This window comes from Cryobacterium shii (genome assembly GCF_004402595.1).
GTDB classification, from domain to species: domain Bacteria; phylum Actinomycetota; class Actinomycetes; order Actinomycetales; family Microbacteriaceae; genus Cryobacterium; species Cryobacterium shii.
In genome coordinates, this window is sequence record NZ_SOFY01000031.1 from 1 (window position 1) to 17,763 (window position 17,763).

The window sequence follows — 17,763 nt, forward strand, 5'->3', positions numbered from 1 at the left end:
GGTGGACGGTGAAACACCTGGAGGCCGGCACCCTGAGGTGGACCTCGCCGAGCGGGCGCGCATTCGTGACCGAGCCGGCCACGTTCATCCGTGCGGTGGAACCCCAACCACCGCCGAAACCAGCCTCAGCATCTCTGCCGATGCCGGGTCCCGAACCCGCGCCTTTCTGAGTCCCTCGTGGGCGCCAGGCCACACTGGCGCCGAGACGCTGTCTGCGGTTGTCGATAATCGTGAGGAAATCGTCATCACCCGCGCCGGGCACGAGCCGGTTGTGATCGTCTCCCTCGATGAATACGAGTCGCTCAAGGAGACGGCCTATCTGCTGCGAAATCCGGCCAACGCTCGACGTCTTCTCGGATCAATCGAACGGTTGGAGTCCGGACGGGGCACCGTGAACGATCTGATCGAGTGAAATTCGTCTGGGACGAGGATGCCGGGAAAGACTATGAATGGTGGCAGTCCCAGGACCGCAAGATCCTCAAACGGATCAACACCCTCCTTCGTGACGTCGCACGAAACGGAAACGAGGGCATCGGAAAGCCCGAACCGTTGAAACACGGATTCCACGGCCACTGGTTCCGCCGTATTACCGATGAGCACCGTCTCATCTACAAGGTCGAAGGCGACGAAGTCCGCATCGCGGGATGCCGATACCACTACGGAAACTAGGGTCACGAAACAGAGGTCGGCGGTGACTCAGTCCTGCGACTTCTTCTGCTCGGTCGAGGCGAGGTCCGCGTCGGTCACCGGCGCGATCGAGTCGCTCCGGTTCCGGGGCAGGCGGGCCACGTAGGCGCGTTTCAGTTCGGCCCAGCGCACCAGGGAGACCTGGTTGGCCGGTGTCGGTTCGGTATTCTCAGCCACGGGAACCCTTAGTCTCGGTCGCCGTCAGTGCTGCTGCGAGGAGCAGGGCGGCGAGAAGCGAACTCACGCTTCAGGGCTGCCCATCGCAGGAGCGAAACGTAGTGGATTGTCGTACTTGTCGGATCGGCCATCGGGTCTCTCAGTCTCAAGCGTGGTTTGAACGGCACGCCGCTGAGCCTGGTTCAATGATATGAAATGGCGATCGAGATTGACACGGTTGCATCGGGATTTGTCACGGTTGAGCATCGAGATGAGTTACCGACCCACCACCATCAGTGGACGGGATCGCACCCCCTATGATAGCGCCGCCGACTCGCATCCGAGCATCTGCCAGACGCCCGGGCTAGAGTCGTGCGAATGCAACCGCCCCACACCAGCCCCGAATCCGCCGACGTCACCCGCAGCAGCACGGTCACCGGCTTCGTCCGAGTGCGGGGCGCCCGGGAGAACAATCTCCAGGACGTCGACGTCGATGTGCCCCGGGACGCGATCGTCGCCTTCACCGGGGTCTCCGGCTCCGGCAAGTCCTCGCTCGCCTTCGGCACCATTTTCGCGGAGGCGCAGCGCCGGTTCCTGGAATCCGTCGCCCCATACGCCCGCCGCCTGATCCAGCAGGGGCACACCCCGGACGTCGACGAGATCACCGGACTGCCGCCCGCCGTCGCGCTGCAGCAGCGGCGTGGAACCCCGAGCTCCCGGTCGAGCGTCGGCACCGTCACCACGCTCTCGAACTCGCTGCGCATGCTCTATTCCCGGGCCGGCACCTACCCGACGGATGCCGTGCGCCTCGAGTCCGATTCCTTCTCCCCCAACACCGTGGCTGGGGCCTGCCCCCGGTGCCACGGTCTGGGTACGGCGCACACCGCGACCGAGGCACTCCTCGTGCCGGACGTCACCCTGAGCATCCGTGACGGCGCCATCGCCGCCTGGCCGGGCGCCTGGCAGGGCAAGAACCTGCGGGACATCCTCACCGTTCTGGGCTACGACGTGGACACGGTCTGGCGAGACCTGCCGCGCGCGGCGCGCGACTGGATCCTCTTCACCGAGGAACAGCCCGTGGTGGAGGTCGTGCCGCAGCGGGACCGGGTTGCCAAGCCCTACCAGGGCCGGTTCTGGAGCGCCCGCAGCTACATCATGCACACTCTGGCCGATTCGAAGAGCCAGAGCCAGCGCGAGCGCGCGCTGCGCTTCGTCGAATCCGGCCCATGCCCGACCTGCGGCGGCAGCGGTCTCACCCCCGCCGCACTGCTGGTCACCGTCGCCGGGCACTCGATCGCGGCGCTCAACCGGCTGCCGCTGACCGAGCTGGCCGACCTCATCCGCCCGACCGCCGAGTTGCGCGGAGCCGATGCGGCCCGCCCCACGGCCGCGTCCGGCGAGGCCACCGAGGTCGGGGTCACCCTCACCCGCGACCTGCTCGGGCGCATCGAGGTTCTGCTCGAACTGGGACTGGGCTACCTGAGCCTCGGGCGCGCGACCCCCACCCTCTCCCCCGGCGAAATGCAGCGCCTGCGCATCGCGACCCAGCTGCGCTCGGGCCTCTTCGGCGTGATCTACGTTCTCGACGAACCCTCGGCCGGGCTGCATCCCGCCGACGCCGAACCGCTGCTGCTCGTGCTCGAGCAGCTCAAGGCATCGGGTAACTCGGTCTTCGTCGTCGAGCACAACATGGACATCGTGCGCCGCGCCGACTGGGTCGTCGACGTCGGCCCGGTGGCCGGCGCGGACGGCGGCCGGGTGCTCTACAGCGGGCCGATCGCGGGGCTGGCCGAGGTGCCGGCGTCGGTCACCCGGCGGTTCCTGTTCCCGGCCGACGCTGCCGACGCGGCCGCCGACGCGGAAGTTGACACGGCAACCGACGCTGCCGAGGCGGCCGCACCCGCCGACGGACCCGAACCGCTGCGGGTGCCCGAGAACTGGCTGGGACTGCACGGGGTCACCCGGCACAATCTGCAGGGCCTCGACGCCGACTTCCCGCTGGGGGTGCTGACCGCCGTGACCGGGGTCTCCGGGTCCGGCAAGTCCACCCTGGTCAGCCAGGTGCTGGCGGATGCCGTTCGCCACGCCCTCCATCCCGGGGCCGACGAGCCCGGCACGGCCGGGTCGGGCACGGAGGACGAGGACGACGACACCGACACCGACACCGATTCCAGCCCCCGCGCCACCGTCGACCGCATCACGGGTCTTGGCGCCGTCCACCGCCTGGTGCGCGTCGACCAGAAGCCCATCGGCCGCACCCCGCGGTCCAACCTGGCCACCTACACCGGACTCTTCGACGCGGTGCGGGCGGCCTTCGCGGCCACCGAGGATGCGCGAAGCCTCGGCTTCGGCGCCGGCCGGTTCTCGTTCAATGTGGCCGGCGGCCGCTGCGAGACCTGCGCCGGCGAGGGCTCCGTGAGCGTCGGGCTGCTCTTCCTGCCCGGCAGCTACGCACCCTGCCCGGCCTGCCACGGCTCGCGCTACAACCCGGAGACCCTGGCCGTCACCTACCAGGGGAAGACCATCGCCGAGGTGCTCGGGCAGAGCGTCGACGAGGCCGCGGCCTTCCTCAGCGGGATCCCCGCGGCAGCGCGCAGCCTGGCCACCCTGCGGGAGGTCGGCCTCGGCTACCTGCGCCTCGGCCAGCCCGCAACCGAGCTCTCGGGCGGCGAGGCGCAACGCATCAAGCTCGCCACTGAGCTGCAGCGGGCCCGCCGCGGGCACACGCTCTACCTGCTCGACGAGCCCACCACGGGCCTGCACCCGGCGGATGTCCGCCTGCTCCTGACCCAGCTGGGCCGCCTGGTCGACGCCGGTAACACGGTGATCGTCGTCGAGCACAACCTCGACGTGGTGGCCGCCGCGGACTGGGTCATCGATCTTGGCCCGGCCGGCGGCGACGCGGGCGGCCGGATCGTGGCGACCGGGACCCCGGCCACGGTCGCCGCGCATCCGCACAGTCGCACGGCCCCCTACCTGGCTCGCCGCCTGGCCGCCCGGTAGCCCTTCCCGTTCTCGTGGAGTGCCTCGCGGCGCAGGTTATGCAGGGCGGCGCAGGCTGGAACCTGCGCCGCCGTGCATAACCTGCGCCGCCGTGCCGCTCGATGCCCCGGGCCGGCCCCGGGCCCGGGCCAGCCCGGCCGACCCGGCGGGTGCCATAGATTGGGAGTGACATTGCAGCGCAAAGGAGCTCTCATGACCGGTTGGCGGATCCGCGACTTTCACTCGGACGACCTGGACGGCATCCTGCGTCTCTGGGAAGAGATCACAGCCGCCCGCACGGAGCCCGTCTACGGATTGTCCGAGGTGCTGGCGTCCTGCCAGAAGGACGACGCCGTCGTGGCCATGATGGGCGACGAGGTCGTGGGCGCCGCCGTCGGCCGGGCCGCCCACGCGCAGGGCTGGGTCGTCTTCCTCGCCACCGCACAGCGGGAGCAGGGCCGAGGCATCGGCACCGCCCTGCTGGCCGCCCTGGAGAAGAAGATGTCCCGGCACGGGCTGACCAAACTGTCCGCGCTGATGCCGGAAACGGCCACCCGGGTCGACGCGTTCGTGAAGCGCGGCTTCGAGGTCAAGAAGAACCTGCGCTACTTCGAGCGCCACATTCCCGTGCAGCGGGAGGAGCTGCGATCACTCACCGAGCTGGGCGGACGCATCCTGGCCCGCGACCTCTGGGAAGGCGTCGGCGGCATGCGCACCGAGAAGGAACTGCTCGAACGCCGACTGGTGATGCCGCTGGCGAAACCCGACATGGCCGAGCAGTACGGCGTGGTGCCGCCGAAGGCCGTCGTGCTCTTCGGCCCTCCCGGCACGGGCAAGACCACCTTCGCGAAGGCGATCGCCTCCCGGCTGGAGTGGCCCTTCGTCGAGGTCTTCCCCTCCCGGCTCGCCGCCGACCCCAAGGGCCTCGCCGGAGCGCTGCGCGAGACGTTCCTGAAGATCTCCGAACTGGAACACGCGGTCGTCTTCATCGACGAGGTCGAGGAGATCGCCGCCCAGCGCGGCGGCGAACCGCCCTCGGCCCTGCAGGGCGTGACCAACGAGCTGCTGAAGATCATCCCGGCCTTCCGTGAACAGCCCGGCCGCCTGCTGGTCTGCGCCACGAACTTCATCCGCGCCCTCGACTCCGCCTTCCTCCGGCACGGCCGCTTCGATTACGTGATCCCGATCGGGCTTCCGGATGCCGCGGCGCGCCAGGCCATCTGGGAGCGCTACGTTCCCCCGGCCACGGCCGGCACGGTCGACCTTGACCTGCTGGTCGAGGCGAGCGACGGCTTCTCCCCCGCGGACATCGAATACGCGGCCCGGCGCGCCTCGCAGGAGGCCCTCGAACGAGCGCTCTTCGAAGGCGCGGACGAGTCGACTCCCGGCGGCCCCGGCACGGACGACTACCTGCTGGCGATCCAGTCCACCCGCACCACCGTGTCGCCCCAGGTGGCCAGCGAGTTCCTCGAGGACATCGAGCTGCTGGCGCGGCTCTAGCTCGAAGACCCGGCCGGCTCAGGCGCCGGCGGATTCCTCGGTGAACTCGGCCAGGGTGGCCTCGATCGTGGCGTACGACCACCGGTAGGCGGCATCCTCGTCGCGCTCGACTAGGGCCTCGGCCAGCTGGTTGTGCCGGTGGGCCGAGGGCGGCGTGTACTCGGTGATGGTGAACCGCTTCTCTTCCTGCCGGGTCCGGAGGACCGCCGCCACCGTGCCGGCGAAGTGTGCCATCACGCTGTTGCCCGACCCGATCAGGATCAGCGAGTGGAACCGGACGTCGGCCTCGAGAAACCGCGGTCCCTCGCCGGCCAGGTTGGACTCCATCATCGCCGCCGCCGCGGCCTGCACGGCGTCCAGCTGTTCCTGCGTCATCAGGCGGGCGCTGAGGCGGGCCGCGACCGGTTCGATTCCGAGCCGAAGTTCGAGCAGCTCGCGCATCTGGGTGTAGTACTCGGCGCCGCGACCCCGGCCGCGCCATCCGATGATCTGGGGGTTCATCAGGTCCCAGAATTCCCGCGGGAGCACCTGCGTTCCGACCCGCTGCCGGGGCTCGACCATCCCGAGCGACTGGAGCACCCGCAGCGCCTCCCGCAGCACCGAGCGGGAGACGGCGAAGTCGTCGATGATCTGGTCGAGGTTCAGGATGTCGCCGGGCGCATAGGCGGCGTCGACGATCTGCTGGCCCAGGGCGTTCAGCACCCGAGCATGCAGGCCCCGTTCACGCCAGGATGCTGCGCCCGCCCCACGGTTCATCTCAACTTCTCTCTCCGGGACCCGTGCGAGCGGCCCGCCGCCGGATGTCCCCCCGCGATCGTAGCGGCGTTGGTCACGACGACGTAATTCCTGTGCCACACTCAATTATCTGATTAATCAGATATTTGGACGATGGGGTCGCAGAGAAGCCGCCTCGGAATGGATATTCACATGAATTTCGCCCTTGCGGTCCCGGTGGTTCCGATCGAACCGGCCGGCAGCAACCTGCAGCTCATCATCGCGGCCCTCGTGGGCGTCGCCGTGATCATCGTGCTGATCACCTGGCTCAAAGTGCACCCGTTCCTCGCCCTCTCGATCGGCGCCGTGGGCGTGGGCGTCGGAGCCGGGCTCGCTCCGGCCGCCGCCGTGACCAGCTTCAGCACCGGCTTCGGCGCCACCATGGCGGGCGTCGGCATCCTGGTCGGTTTCGGCGCCATGTTCGGCAAGCTGCTCGCCGACTCCGGCGGAGCCGACCGCATCGTCGACTCCCTGGTGACCCGCTCGAGTGCGCGCACCCTGCCGTGGACCATGGCCCTGATCGGCGGCCTGATCGGCCTGCCGATGTTCTTCGAGGTCGGTCTCGTGCTGCTCATCCCGGTGATCATCCTGGTCGCCCGCCGCAGCGGACTCTCCCTGATCCGGATCGCCATCCCCGCCCTCGCCGGCCTGTCGGTCATGCACGGCCTCGTGCCGCCGCACCCCGGGCCCCTCGTGGCCGTGACCACGCTGGGCGCGAACCTCGGACTCACCCTCGCCATCGGCGTGCTGATCGCCATCCCGACCGTCATCATCGCCGGCCCGGTCTTCAGCAAGTTCGCCAGCAAGTGGGTCTCCGTGCCCGTGCCGCAGCTGTTCCTGACCAACGAGGAACAGGGCCTGGGCGAGAACGCCAAGCGCCCGAGCTTCCTGATCACCATCTCGGGCATCCTCCTCCCCGTCGTGCTGATGCTCGCCCGCTCGATCGCCGACGCGGTCAACCCGGGCTCCACCTCGCCGCTGAACGCCACCCTCGACTTCCTCGGCACCCCGATGATCGCGCTCGGCATCGCCGTCATCTACGCGATGATCGTCTTCGGTCGCGGCGGCGGCATGGACCGCTCCGCGGTCGCCAAGTCGCTCTCCGATTCCCTGCCCCCCATCGCCGGCATCCTGCTGATCGTGGGCGCCGGCGGCGGGTTCAAGCAGGTTCTGATCGACACCGGGATCGGTACCGTCATCGCCGACGCCGTGGCCGGCAGCAGCATCTCGGTGCTCCTCCTGGCCTGGTTCGTCGCCGCGCTGATCCGCGTGGCCACCGGTTCGGCGACGGTCGCCACCGTCACCGCCGCCGGCATTCTCGCCCCCGTCGCGGCCAGCCTGGGCGGCACGGATGTCTCCCTGATGGTTCTGGCCATCGGCGCGGGTTCGCTGTTCCTCTCCCACGTCAACGACGCGGGGTTCTGGCTCGTCAAGGAATACCTCGGCACCACCGTCGGGCAGAACCTGAAGACCTGGACCGTGATGGAATGCCTCATCTCCGTCACCGGCCTCGCCGGCGTCCTGCTCCTGAACATCGTGATCTAACGTGTTCGCGAGAGCGCAACCGGTGCTCGTGATCATGGGCATCTCCGGGTCGGGCAAGTCCACCGTGGCCGGGCTCCTCGCCGGCCAGCTCGGCTGGGACCTCGAGGAAGGCGACGACCTGCATCCGCAGGAGAACATCGACAAGATGTCCGCCGGCCACGCCCTGAACGACGAGGACCGCGCGCCCTGGCTCGACACGGTCTCCTCCTGGATCATCGAGCACACCATGGCCGACGTGCCGGGCATCATCACCTGCTCCGCGCTCAAGCGCCGCTACCGCGACGTGCTGCGTGAGCACAACGTGGTCTTCGTGCACCTGGCCGGGTCGACGGAACTGATCGGGCGGCGCCTCGCCACCCGTCACGACCACTACATGCCGGCCTCGCTGCTCGACTCGCAGGTCGCCACGCTCGAGGCGCCCGACGCCGACGAGCGCGCCATCACGATCGACGCCGGCCGCGCCCCGGCCGAGGAGGCCGCGGAGATCGTGCGGCGACTCGGGCTCACCCCCCGGGCCGGGTCCTCGACCCTCGGCGCGGCGGAGCCGGGCAAGTCCTCGGTGCCGCGCGCTGCGGCGCCGGCCCAGGGGTAGCACCCGCAACAACGACGGTCCCCGCGGTCACGGCCGCGGGGACCGTCGCGTGCTCCCGCCGGCGGAGCCTGGTTTCTGACCTTCCGCTCCGAGTGCCCTATCAGCGAGCTATGACCGGCCTGATCGGCACCCCCGGTATGCCAGCATCGACCTCGCGGGGATCGACCCCATGGAGGCGTACTGATGACAACCACCGTTCACGGCACACAGATGCCACTCTCGACAGATCACCGGCACCCGGCCGCCGGGCCGGCACTCCCGGCACACTCCCAGCAGCTGCCGATCCGGAGGATCGTGGTGGGGCTCTCCCTCACCGTGCTCGCGGCCATCCACGTTCTGGACCTGCCCGGCAAATTCGCCGAAACGCCCTATCTCGCCGTGGCCTACATCGGTCTCGTCGTGACCGCGCTCGTCATCGCCGAAAGGCTGTTCGTGGTGGGTTCCCGCCGCGACTTCGCGGCCGCCGCATCACTCTCGGTGCTCGTGATCGCCGGATTCGTCGTCAATCGCACCGTCGGAATGCCCGGGGCGATGGATGACATCGGCAACTGGCTGGAGCCTCTCGGACTCCTCTCCCTCCTGGTCGAAGCCTTCGTCGTGTGGCAGGCCGCAGCGGCCCTGCTCACCCGCACCCGGCACTGAGCCGCGCCGGACGGGCACCGACGGCACCGGGCCGCGGCCTCGAGCGCGTACGCTGAGATTCACCCGCCTGACGTGACCGCGTGAGGCAAAGCGCCCGACGGATGCCGGAACGGAGGCAGGAATGACCCGCACTCTCGACGCGCGCACGACCCGCCCCCGGGCGAGTGCCGTCCGGCCCGTGATCCTGGCGGCGCTCACCCTGGCCGCCATGCTGCTCTGCCTGCTCGCGGTGCACTCCGCCGGCCACGGAGCCGGGCACGACATGCCGGCCGTCGCCTCGTCGTCGTCGATGACGGCCGTGCACAGCGCGGCTGCCCACGTCGCGGCCGCCCAGAGCGCAGTCGCCGACGTCGCTGCCGACGTGGCTGCCGCACCCGTCGGGGCGTCCGGCGGCGCCATGCTCGCGATGACCTGCTCCATCCTGCTCGCACTCGCCGCCGTTGTCGTGCTGGCCCGTCGCCCGTCTCTCTTCCAGCGCCTGCTCGAGGCGGGCGGCTTCGTCGTCGGCTCGTTCCGGGCCATCCCCCTGCACCTGCACCGTCCCAGCCTCACCCTGCTCTCCATCAGCCGCGTGTAGACCGAGACCCCGCCCGCGCACCTTCCCGGCTGCGCGGCTTCGCCGTCCCCTCGGCGTCCGGTTTCTCACTCTTCATCGATGAATGGACGAACAATGCTCAGAACTTCCCGCACCATCCGCTCTTCTCTGCTCGCCACCGTCGCGGTCGCCGCCGCCCTCACCCTGAGCGCCTGCGGCGGTGCGACGACCGCCACCGGGCCCGGCGCCGGCAGCACCCCGGCTGCCTCCTCCGCCGCCTTCAACCCGGCGGACGTCGCATTCGCCCGGATGATGATCCCGCACCACGAACAGGCCGTCACGATGAGCGACGACCTGCTGGCCAAGCACGGCGCCGACCCGCGCGTCGTCGACCTGGCCACGCAGATCAAGGCCGCCCAGGAGCCCGAGATCGACCAGCTGACCGCCTGGCTGACCGCCTGGGGCGCCGACGCCGGCGGCATGTCCGACATGGACCACGGCACCGACGGCATGATGAGCGATGCCGACATGATGACGCTCGGCAACGCCTCCGGCGCCGACGCCGACCGGGTCTTCCTCGAGCTGATGATCGGTCACCACGAGGGTGCGATCGCCATGGCCCAGACCGAGGTGGACGACGGCGAGAACGCCGACGCCCAGGCCCTCGCGAAGGCGATCGTCGCGTCGCAGACCGATGAGGTCGCCGCGATGACCGACCTCCTCGCCGCGCTGTAAGGGCCGGGCACCATGACCGAACGCACCGGCGGCATCCGCCCCCGCGCCATTCGCCACCGCGCCATCCGCCCCCAAGCCATCCGCCAGACGGGCACCGCCGTGGTCACGGCCGGCCTCGCGGTCCTGCTGGCCGGCTGCGCCCCCGGCACGGATGCCCCGGCAACCGCCACCGCTCCCTCCACTGCCGCCGCCGCTTTCGAGCACATCCACGGCCTCGGCGCCGACCCGGCCACCGGGCAGACCTACGCCGGGACGCACGAGGGGGTCTGGGTCATTCCCACCGGGGCCCTCCCGGACAGTTACCTGGCGGGGGCCCCGCGCTCCGGCGCCACCGCGCTGACCCGCACCGAGGGTCCCGTCTTCGACGCCATGGGCTTCACGGTGGCGCCCTCCGGGCTGCTGCTGGCCTCGGGGCATCCGGACCCGGGGCAGAAGTCCGCCCTCACCGGGCCGAACCTCGGGCTGGTATCCAGTGCGGATGCGGCGGCGAACTGGGCATCCGTCTCGCTGGCCGGACAGACCGACTTCCATGACCTCGACGCGGTGCCCCTGGCCAGTGGGGCCCTGCGGATCTTCGGCTATGACGCCGCCGACGGGACCGTCGCGGTCAGCGACGACGACGGCGCCACCTGGGCGGCCGGAGCCACGCTGGCGCTGCGGGACCTGGCCGCCGACCCCGCGAACCCCGACCGGGTGTTCGCGACCACGGCCGACGGCCTGGCCGTGAGCGACGACGCGGGGCGCACGTTCGCCCCGATGACGGATGCGCCGACCCTCGTGCTGATCGACGTGGTCGACGCCGCGGCGGGCGGCGGGCTCGTGGGCGTCGACCCGGACGGCCGGCTCTGGCACCAGGCGGCCGCGGCCGGACCCTGGGCTCGTGACGGGCAGGCCGACGGCACGCCGGAAGCGCTGAGCTTCGTCGGCGGTTCCTCGCCGTGGATCCTCGCCGCGGACCAGCGCGGCGTTGTCGCCAGCGACGACTACGGACGCACATGGACCGTTCTCGTGCCGAGCCGGGCTTAGGCGCGACCGGTGGAGAACATTACCCCCGGGGGCATACTCAGAGTGACGAATCCAGGACTGCGGACGAGAGGACAACGACCATGATGTGGGGTTATGACGGAGGAATGGGGTGGGCCTGGTTCTTCGGTCTGCTCGTCATCATCGGGATCGCGCTGCTGATCGTCCTGGCCGTGCGGCTGTCGGCCGGGCCGGCCGCAGGGCCAAGCGCCGGGCCGCCGGCCGGACCGGCGCGGGAGAACGGGACGCCCGGGCGCAGCCGCGCCCGCCAGATCCTGGACGAGCGTTTCGCGAAGGGCGAGCTGACGGTGGAGCAGTACCGCGAGCAGATCCGGGCGCTGGGCGAAGGCGGCGAATGAAACCGATCAGCCGCCGGACCGCCCTCACTCTGGGTGGCCTGGGGGTGGCCGGCACGGTCATCGGCGGGGCGGGTCTGCTCTGGACCGGGCAGGGCGACTCCGGGCAGGGCGGCCCCGGCCGGCCCGCCGGCCCGGCCGCGGGCGACGCACTTCGCGAGCCCGCCGAGCTCCGCAGCCGGGCGGGACTGCTCGAGCTGCGACTGGATGCCGCCGCCGGACGGACGCAGATCGGCGGCAGGACCGCCACCACCCTCGGCTACAACGGCGGCCTTCCGGGGCCCACCCTGCGCCTGCGCGCCGGCGACCGCCTGCGGGTGAGCCTGCGCAACGGCCTGACCGACCCGACGAACCTGCACGTGCACGGCCTGCACGTCTCCCCCGAGGGGAACGCCGACAACCCGTTCGTCATGATCGACCCGGGCGCCTCCTTCGACTACGACTACCTGCTGCCGCAGGACCACCCGCCCGGCCTCTACTGGTACCACCCGCACCACCACGGCCTCGTCGCCGACCAGGTGTTCGGCGGCCTCTACGGCGCCATCGTGGTCGAGGACCCTGACCCGGTCGACGTCGCCCGCGAGCGGCTGCTGATCATCTCCGACCTCACCCTCGACGGGTCGGGACGGGTCGCCTCGGCCGGCCGGGCCGAACGGATGGCCGGCCGCGAGGGCGAGCTCGTGCTGGTCAACGGCCAGCTGAACCCGACCCTGGGCATCCGCCCGGGCGAACGGGAGCGCTGGCGGATCGTCAACGCCTGCGTCTCCCGCTACCTGCGCCTGCGGCTCGACGGGCAGGCCGTGCAACTGCTCGGCCTCGACTCCGGCCGATTCGAGACGCCCCAGGACGTGGCGGAGGTGCTGCTCGCGCCCGGCAACCGCGCCGACCTGCTGGTCACCGCCGCGGAGGGGACGGCCGTGCTGCGGGCGCTGCCCTACGACCGCGGCAGCATGGGCGGGATGATGGGCGGCACCGCCCGGTCGACGGCGGAGGTCTCCCTGGCCACGGTGACCGTGTCCGGCGAGGCCGCGGCCGCGGCATCCGTCGTTCCCCGGCGTCCGGCGGCCCGCGATCTGCGCGCCGAGCCCGTGACGGCCCGCCGGGAGCTGATCCTCTCGATGGGGATGGGCGGCGGGATGGGCGGCGGGATGAACTTCACCATCAACGGCGAATCCTTCGACGCCGGACGGGTCGACACCACGGTGCAGGGCGGCAGCGTCGAGGAATGGCTCCTCACCAACACCAGCCCGATGGACCACCCGTTCCACCTGCACGTCTGGCCGATGCAGCTCCTCGAGACCAACGGGCGGGCCGCGGACTCCCCCCCGTGGCAGGACGTCGTCAACCTGCCGGCCCGAGGGTCGGCGCGGGTGCGGATCGCGTTCGACGACTTCACCGGCCGCACCGTGTACCACTGCCACATCCTCGACCACGAGGACCTGGGAATGATGGGCGTCGTCGAGGCCCGGGGCCCTCTGCTCGGCGGATAGTCAGGCTGCTCTTCTAGACTGAGCCGGAAAGAAACGAAGGATATGAAGCACTCTGGGTTGTTCCGGCGCACGACGCCGAACCCGAGCACGACCGACAGCCAGGCCGCCCGAGCGGATGATTTCTCCTACCTCGACCCCGGCTCGACCTACCTCGACTCTGCCTGCCAGAGCCTGCGTCCGCAGCCCGTGCTCGATGCGATGACCGAGTACTACACGGCCTACAACGCCTGCGGCGGGCGCGTGAAATACGCCTGGGGCACGCGCGTCGACAACGAGGTGCAGGACGCGCGCCGCGCGGTGCTCGACCTGCTCGGGCTGTCCGCACGCCAGCGAGCGGTCTCCTTCACCCTCAACACGACCTTCGGCCTGAACCTGCTGCTGCAGCAGCTGCCGCAGGACCGGTTCGCCTCCATGGTGACCAGCCACATCGAGCACAACTCGGTGTTCCTGCCCACGATGACGGCCGCCACCCGGCTGGGGGTGCCGCGCCTCGTTCTCGACCGCACCCCCGACGGCGCCCTGGTCTACCAGCCGGCCCAGCTCGAGCGGGCGGTCGTCGTCGTCAACGTCGCCTCCAACATCGACGGGCGCCTGCTGACCAACCTCACCGACCTCGTGCGCGACACCCATGCCCGGGGCGGTATCGTCATCCTCGACGCGGCGCAGGCGATGGCGCACAGCCGCGCCCTGCTCGCCAAGACCGAGGCGGACGCGCTCTGCTTCTCGGCGCACAAGATGTACGGCGCGAGCCTCGGCGTGATCGTGGCCACGCACGAACTGATCGAATCCCTCGACCTCACCTTCGTGGGCGGCGGCATGGTGGCGGATGTCCGGGAAGACTCCTACGACCTGCTGCCGGGCGACCCCGGCGCCCTGCTCGAACCCGGGCTGCAGGCCTGGGGCGAGATCATCGCCCTTCGCCGCGCGATCGGCTGGCTCGGCACCGTTCGCCCGGGCGGGCAGACGCCGGCCGCGCACGTCGCGGCGCTGTCACAGCAGATGTTCGAGGGACTCGCCGAGATCCCCGGACTGACCCTGCTCAACACGGAGCCCAGCCCCGTGATCAGCCTCTACGCACCGAGGCAGGATTCGCACCGGCTCGCCGTGTTCCTGTCCCAGTCGGGCGTCATGGCGCGCAGCGGTTACTTCTGCGCCCATCACTACCTGAAGGAACAGCTCGGCCTGCCGCCGCTGCTGCGCTTCTCGCTCGGACTGCACTCCACCCCGGCCGACATCGACAAGGCCGTCCAGGCCCTCGCGCGCCTGATGAAAGGCCTCTCGTAAGTGTTCTGTGTTGCCGCATTCATCGTTCTCGTCCTCATGGCCGCCGTCTCGGCCAGGTACCGCCGCTACCTCGGCAAGGCGTGGAACTGCACCCTCCGCCGCGTCACCTTCCGCCCCTGCGACACCACCTTCAAGCAGGACATCAAGGACCACCTGCTCGCCCCGCTGGCCGTGCGCCGTCCCGGCCTGGTCGGACCGGCGAGCGTCACGCTCGAGGTGCTCGCGGTCCTGGTGGTCCTGACCACGATCTGGAGTGGGTACACCGTCGTCAAGAGCGGCGTCAACCTCTACGTCTACGGCACCTGCAACAAGCAGGATTCCGCCTCCTGCAGCCTGGGCGCGGAGGCCTGCGCCATCCCCGACCAGACCCCGACCTTCGGTGAGTCCCTGGCCGAGGGCGACGTGATCGGGGCGTTCGGCAACGACTTCGCCAGCCTCGGCAAGACGTTCTCGGCCATTCCCGCCCGCATGCAGAACTGGGACGCGAAAGACTACCTGCCCGCCAACGCCAGTTACCTGAACCCGTTCGACGAGAAGAAGGAAACGGCGCTCGAGGTCATCGACCCCGGCTGCACCTACTGCCTGCAGCTCTTCCAGAACATCGAGAAGGCCGGCTTCGACCAGAAGCAGAACCTCACCTACATCGCCTACCCGATCGCATCCGAGGACGGCTACAAGTTCAAGAACTCGCTGCTCGTCACGCAGTACCTTGAGGCCCTGCGCCTGAACCCGCTCGACGGCGCGAAGACACCGGTCGACTGGGAGATCCTCAGCCGGATCTACACGGAGAAGAACGAGGCGGGCGTGTCCTGGCAGAGCGTGATCAACGGCGCAGACCCCGCCGTGGCCACCGCACTGCTCCAGGACTGGTCAGCCGAGTTCGGCCTGAGCCCGGCGCAGGTCGCCGAGGTGGCATCCGTCGCCGCCTCCGACGAGGTGGCCGGCATCATCGCCGCGAACACGGAGCTGGTCGAAGAGAGCATCCACACCGTGAAGATTCCGTCGATCATCTTCGACGGGCGCCGCCACGACGGACTCGTCTCGCTGGACGACCTGGACTAGACGCGGGGCGGGCGGCCGAAGCGGCCGAAGCGGCCGAAGCGGCCGGACCGGGTGGCTGCTACGGCTTCCAGACCATCAGCACGACGATGAGCACGAGGAGCAGCGACGCGATGCCGGAGCCCATGGCCACGCGGGAGTAGCCGGCGATCTTGGTGCCGGTGGCGGGCATGGCGTTCGTACTCAGTGCCTCTGTACTCAGTGCCTCGGCGGCGGAGCGCATCGCCGGGACCACCAGGAACAGGTTGATCGCGAGGGCGATCACGTACAGCACGATCGACAGCCAGACCCAGGTGGAGCCGAAGGAGAAGCCCTCGTCCGCGTCCGCCATGCCCAACGCGCCGAAGCCGAAGAACGCCACCAGCACGGACAGCAGGCTGAACAGGTAGACCGATTTCGCCAGCGCGGCGACCTGTCCGGCTTCCCCGGCGCGCATGGAGCGCATCGCCGTCATGGGCAGGATGGCCATCGGGCCGACGATGAAGACGGCGGAGACAATGTGCAGGGTGTTGAACAGAAGTTCCATGGCTTCAGAGTAGGCCCGGGGCGGCGGCGGCGGTGAACCGACACGTCTGAGGCGTTGACGGCGGCCCGCACCCCTCAGAGCCGTCGTTGGGCGGCCGTCACCTCGGGGTGGTCCTCGGGGAGGGCGTGCCGGGCTCCGGCGTGCAGCAGGGCGACGTTCTTCTTCTCCCAGTCGAGCACGGCCTGCCGTTGCGGGTCGAGCGCCCGGCCCTCGGCGCAGGCGGACGCGCTTCGGCCGCAGGCACAGACCGTCGGCTTCGCCGGGTCGGCGTGGTGCAGCTGTCCGACCCGCCAGAGCACGGCCATCGCCCAGTCGATCTGGCGCTGCGCCAGCACGGTCTTGCGCTCGGCGCGCCGCACCAGGTCGCTCTCGAGGAGGGCGCGCACCCCGTCGCTCTTCGTCCGGTCGAACTGGCCGGCCACGACGCCGCGCAGCTCCGCCACCTGGGCGGCGAGGCCGTCGATCACCGCCTGCTGCTCAGCGTCCACCACCGCCGACTTCTCCGCGAACTTGCGGTGGTTCTCCTGCTGGTCCGCATACTGGCCGACCCAGAGCTTGATGTGTTCGGCGTCGCGGCGTTCAGCCTTCTCCGGCCCGAGGTGGTGCAGGCACGACGCACACACCACCTGGTCGGTCGGCGAGGTGAACGTGAACGGCTGCAGAGACTGGCAGCAGAAACACTGGGCCCGGATGGCCACATGCAACGGATACGGATGGGTCACGGAACTCCCTGCTTAGCCCTGTGCCGAGCGTACTGCTAATGCTGCCGTGGCCGCCCGCCGGCTGCGCCCTTCGCGCAGCAGCCCGCGGCGCAGGCATCGGGCCACGGCCCGAGGGCGGTCAGCGCGGCGCGCGGCGAGGCCGGCCCAGGTGCCAGGCGCTCCAGCAGCAGGTCGACGAGTCCCGAGACGAAGGCCGGGTGAACGCCCGGAGTCGGCACCCGCAGGAATTCGATTCCCACTCGGTGTGCGGTCGCGGCCGCCTCGGTGTCGAGGTCCCACACCACCTCCATGTGATCGGAGATGAAGCCCAGCGGCACGACGACCACGGCCCGGGTTCCGGCCGCGGCAAGGCGCTCGATCGCGTCATTGACGTCGGGTTCGAGCCAGGGCATGTCTGGCGGGCCCGACCGGGACTGGAAGGCCAGCGACCAGGCGGGTGCGGGCGGCCATTGAGCATCGGGGTCAGCGACGGGCAGTGCAGCCATGACCACCGCCGCGACCGCCAGATGCTGGGCCTCGTAGGCGCCGCCGGGGCCGAGATCGCGATCCGGGAGGCCGCTGCGCACGGCATCCGCGATCGGAATGGAGTGGGTCGTGAAAAGAACGTGGGTGTCGGCGACGCAGATGCCCCGCCGGGTGAACCGGGCCAGGGCCTCCCGCACGCCCTCGATGAAGGGAGCGACGAAGCCGGGGTGGTCGAAGTAGGGGCGCACGGCGTCGAGCTGCACGCCGCCGATACCGGTGGGCAACGCCTCGGCGAGGTCCTCGCGATACTGGCGGCAGCTCGAGTAGGAGCTGTACGCGCTGGTGGTGAGGGCGAGCAGCCGGGTGTGCCCGTCGAGAACGGCGGCGGCGACCTCGCCGGGCAGGTACGGCTCCCAGTTGCGATTGCCCCAGTACACCGGGAGGTTGACGCCGCGTGCGGCGAGTTCGGCCTCGAGCGCCGCCCGGAGGGCACGGTTCTGGGCGTTCACCGGGCTCACGCCGCCGACGGCGCGGTAGTGCGTCGCCACGGTCTCGAGGCGGGCCTCCGAGATGCCCCGGCCCCGGGTGACATTTCGGAGGAAAGGGATGACGTCGTCCTGGCCCTCCGGGCCGCCGAATCCGACGAGCAGGATGGCGTCGTACCGGTACGGGAGCGGTTCGGCGCTCATC

General features: G+C 70.3%; 19 protein-coding genes. 14 read left to right on the forward strand and 5 right to left on the reverse strand.

From position 1 onward, the window contains the following. Together E3O49_RS19110 and E3O49_RS06540 are read left to right on the forward strand one after the other, a co-directional pair. A partial coding sequence (locus E3O49_RS19110) for a type II toxin-antitoxin system Phd/YefM family antitoxin (RefSeq protein WP_370262047.1) occupies positions 1-412 on the forward strand: 412 nt, incomplete at its 5' end. Continuing rightward, positions 409-669, forward strand: a complete 261-nt coding sequence (locus E3O49_RS06540; RefSeq protein WP_134404399.1) for a Txe/YoeB family addiction module toxin — start codon at positions 409-411, stop codon at positions 667-669. The genes E3O49_RS19110 and E3O49_RS06540, both read left to right, overlap by 4 nt. A 27-nt stretch (positions 670-696) precedes the next feature. Here E3O49_RS06540 and E3O49_RS16515 read toward each other — a convergent pair whose 3' ends face one another. Further along, positions 697-864, reverse strand: a complete 168-nt coding sequence (locus tag E3O49_RS16515; RefSeq protein WP_160141038.1) for a hypothetical protein — start codon at positions 862-864, stop codon at positions 697-699. Between the two features lie 357 nt (positions 865-1,221). Here E3O49_RS16515 and E3O49_RS06545 point away from each other — a divergent pair, with 357 nt between their 5' ends. Together E3O49_RS06545 and E3O49_RS06550 are read left to right on the forward strand one after the other, a co-directional pair. Beyond that, complete coding sequence (locus tag E3O49_RS06545) at positions 1,222-3,846, forward strand: excinuclease ABC subunit UvrA (RefSeq protein ID WP_134434469.1); 2,625 nt, start codon at positions 1,222-1,224, stop codon at positions 3,844-3,846. Positions 3,847-4,038: 192 nt separating this feature from the next. After that, a complete protein-coding gene (locus E3O49_RS06550) occupies positions 4,039-5,325 on the forward strand; it encodes an ATP-binding protein (protein WP_134364993.1) in 1,287 nt (428 codons plus the stop codon). 18 nt (positions 5,326-5,343) lie between these two features. Here E3O49_RS06550 and E3O49_RS06555 read toward each other — a convergent pair whose 3' ends face one another. Continuing rightward, on the reverse strand, positions 5,344-6,081 hold the full coding sequence (locus tag E3O49_RS06555; protein WP_134364994.1) for a FadR/GntR family transcriptional regulator: 738 nt from the start codon (positions 6,079-6,081) through the stop codon (positions 5,344-5,346). Positions 6,082-6,252: 171 nt separating this feature from the next. On the opposite strand from E3O49_RS06555, the gene E3O49_RS06560 reads away from it, so the two are divergent. The 10 genes from E3O49_RS06560 (at position 6,253) to E3O49_RS06605 (ending at position 15,363) form a co-directional block, all read left to right on the forward strand. After that, complete coding sequence (locus E3O49_RS06560; protein WP_134451179.1) at positions 6,253-7,644, forward strand: GntP family permease; 1,392 nt, start codon at positions 6,253-6,255, stop codon at positions 7,642-7,644. 34 nt (positions 7,645-7,678) lie between these two features. Continuing rightward, the gene (locus E3O49_RS06565) at positions 7,679-8,236 is read left to right on the forward strand and encodes a gluconokinase (protein WP_134365002.1); all 558 of its coding nucleotides are present in this window, start codon (positions 7,679-7,681) and stop codon (positions 8,234-8,236) included. A 183-nt stretch (positions 8,237-8,419) separates the two neighbouring features. Beyond that, on the forward strand, positions 8,420-8,878 hold the full coding sequence (locus E3O49_RS06570; RefSeq protein ID WP_134364996.1) for a hypothetical protein: 459 nt from the start codon (positions 8,420-8,422) through the stop codon (positions 8,876-8,878). Positions 8,879-8,999: 121 nt separating this feature from the next. Continuing rightward, entirely contained in the window at positions 9,000-9,455 is a 456-nt protein-coding gene (locus tag E3O49_RS06575; RefSeq protein WP_134364997.1) for a hypothetical protein, read from the forward strand. Positions 9,456-9,548: 93 nt separating this feature from the next. Further along, the gene (locus E3O49_RS06580; RefSeq protein ID WP_134364998.1) at positions 9,549-10,148 is read left to right on the forward strand and encodes a DUF305 domain-containing protein; all 600 of its coding nucleotides are present in this window, start codon (positions 9,549-9,551) and stop codon (positions 10,146-10,148) included. A gap of 12 nt (positions 10,149-10,160) precedes the next feature. Then, positions 10,161-11,174, forward strand: coding sequence for a F510_1955 family glycosylhydrolase (locus tag E3O49_RS06585; RefSeq protein ID WP_134402799.1), 1,014 nt, complete (start codon positions 10,161-10,163; stop codon positions 11,172-11,174). An 80-nt stretch (positions 11,175-11,254) separates the two neighbouring features. Further along, positions 11,255-11,530, forward strand: a complete 276-nt coding sequence (locus E3O49_RS06590; RefSeq protein ID WP_134434472.1) for an SHOCT domain-containing protein — start codon at positions 11,255-11,257, stop codon at positions 11,528-11,530. After that, complete coding sequence (locus E3O49_RS06595; protein WP_134404413.1) at positions 11,527-13,017, forward strand: multicopper oxidase family protein; 1,491 nt, start codon at positions 11,527-11,529, stop codon at positions 13,015-13,017. Before E3O49_RS06590 ends, E3O49_RS06595 begins: the two co-directional genes overlap by 4 nt. 42 nt (positions 13,018-13,059) lie before the next feature. Continuing rightward, positions 13,060-14,301 (forward strand): aminotransferase class V-fold PLP-dependent enzyme, encoded by a 1,242-nt coding sequence (locus E3O49_RS06600; RefSeq protein WP_134365199.1) that lies wholly within the window; start codon positions 13,060-13,062, stop codon positions 14,299-14,301. Next, the gene (locus E3O49_RS06605; RefSeq protein ID WP_134365198.1) at positions 14,302-15,363 is read left to right on the forward strand and encodes a DsbA family protein; all 1,062 of its coding nucleotides are present in this window, start codon (positions 14,302-14,304) and stop codon (positions 15,361-15,363) included. It abuts the gene before it with no gap. 58 nt (positions 15,364-15,421) lie between these two features. Here E3O49_RS06605 and E3O49_RS06610 read toward each other — a convergent pair whose 3' ends face one another. The 3 genes from E3O49_RS06610 to E3O49_RS06620 all read right to left on the reverse strand — a co-directional run bounded on the left by E3O49_RS06610 (position 15,422) and on the right by E3O49_RS06620 (position 17,762). Then, positions 15,422-15,886 (reverse strand): DUF2269 family protein, encoded by a 465-nt coding sequence (locus E3O49_RS06610; protein ID WP_134365197.1) that lies wholly within the window; start codon positions 15,884-15,886, stop codon positions 15,422-15,424. Between the two features lie 74 nt (positions 15,887-15,960). Further along, positions 15,961-16,608 (reverse strand): hypothetical protein, encoded by a 648-nt coding sequence (locus tag E3O49_RS06615; RefSeq protein ID WP_134365196.1) that lies wholly within the window; start codon positions 16,606-16,608, stop codon positions 15,961-15,963. Positions 16,609-16,643: 35 nt separating this feature from the next. Continuing rightward, on the reverse strand, positions 16,644-17,762 hold the full coding sequence (locus tag E3O49_RS06620; protein ID WP_134451181.1) for a ferrochelatase: 1,119 nt from the start codon (positions 17,760-17,762) through the stop codon (positions 16,644-16,646). Position 17,763: the final 1 nt, after the last annotated feature.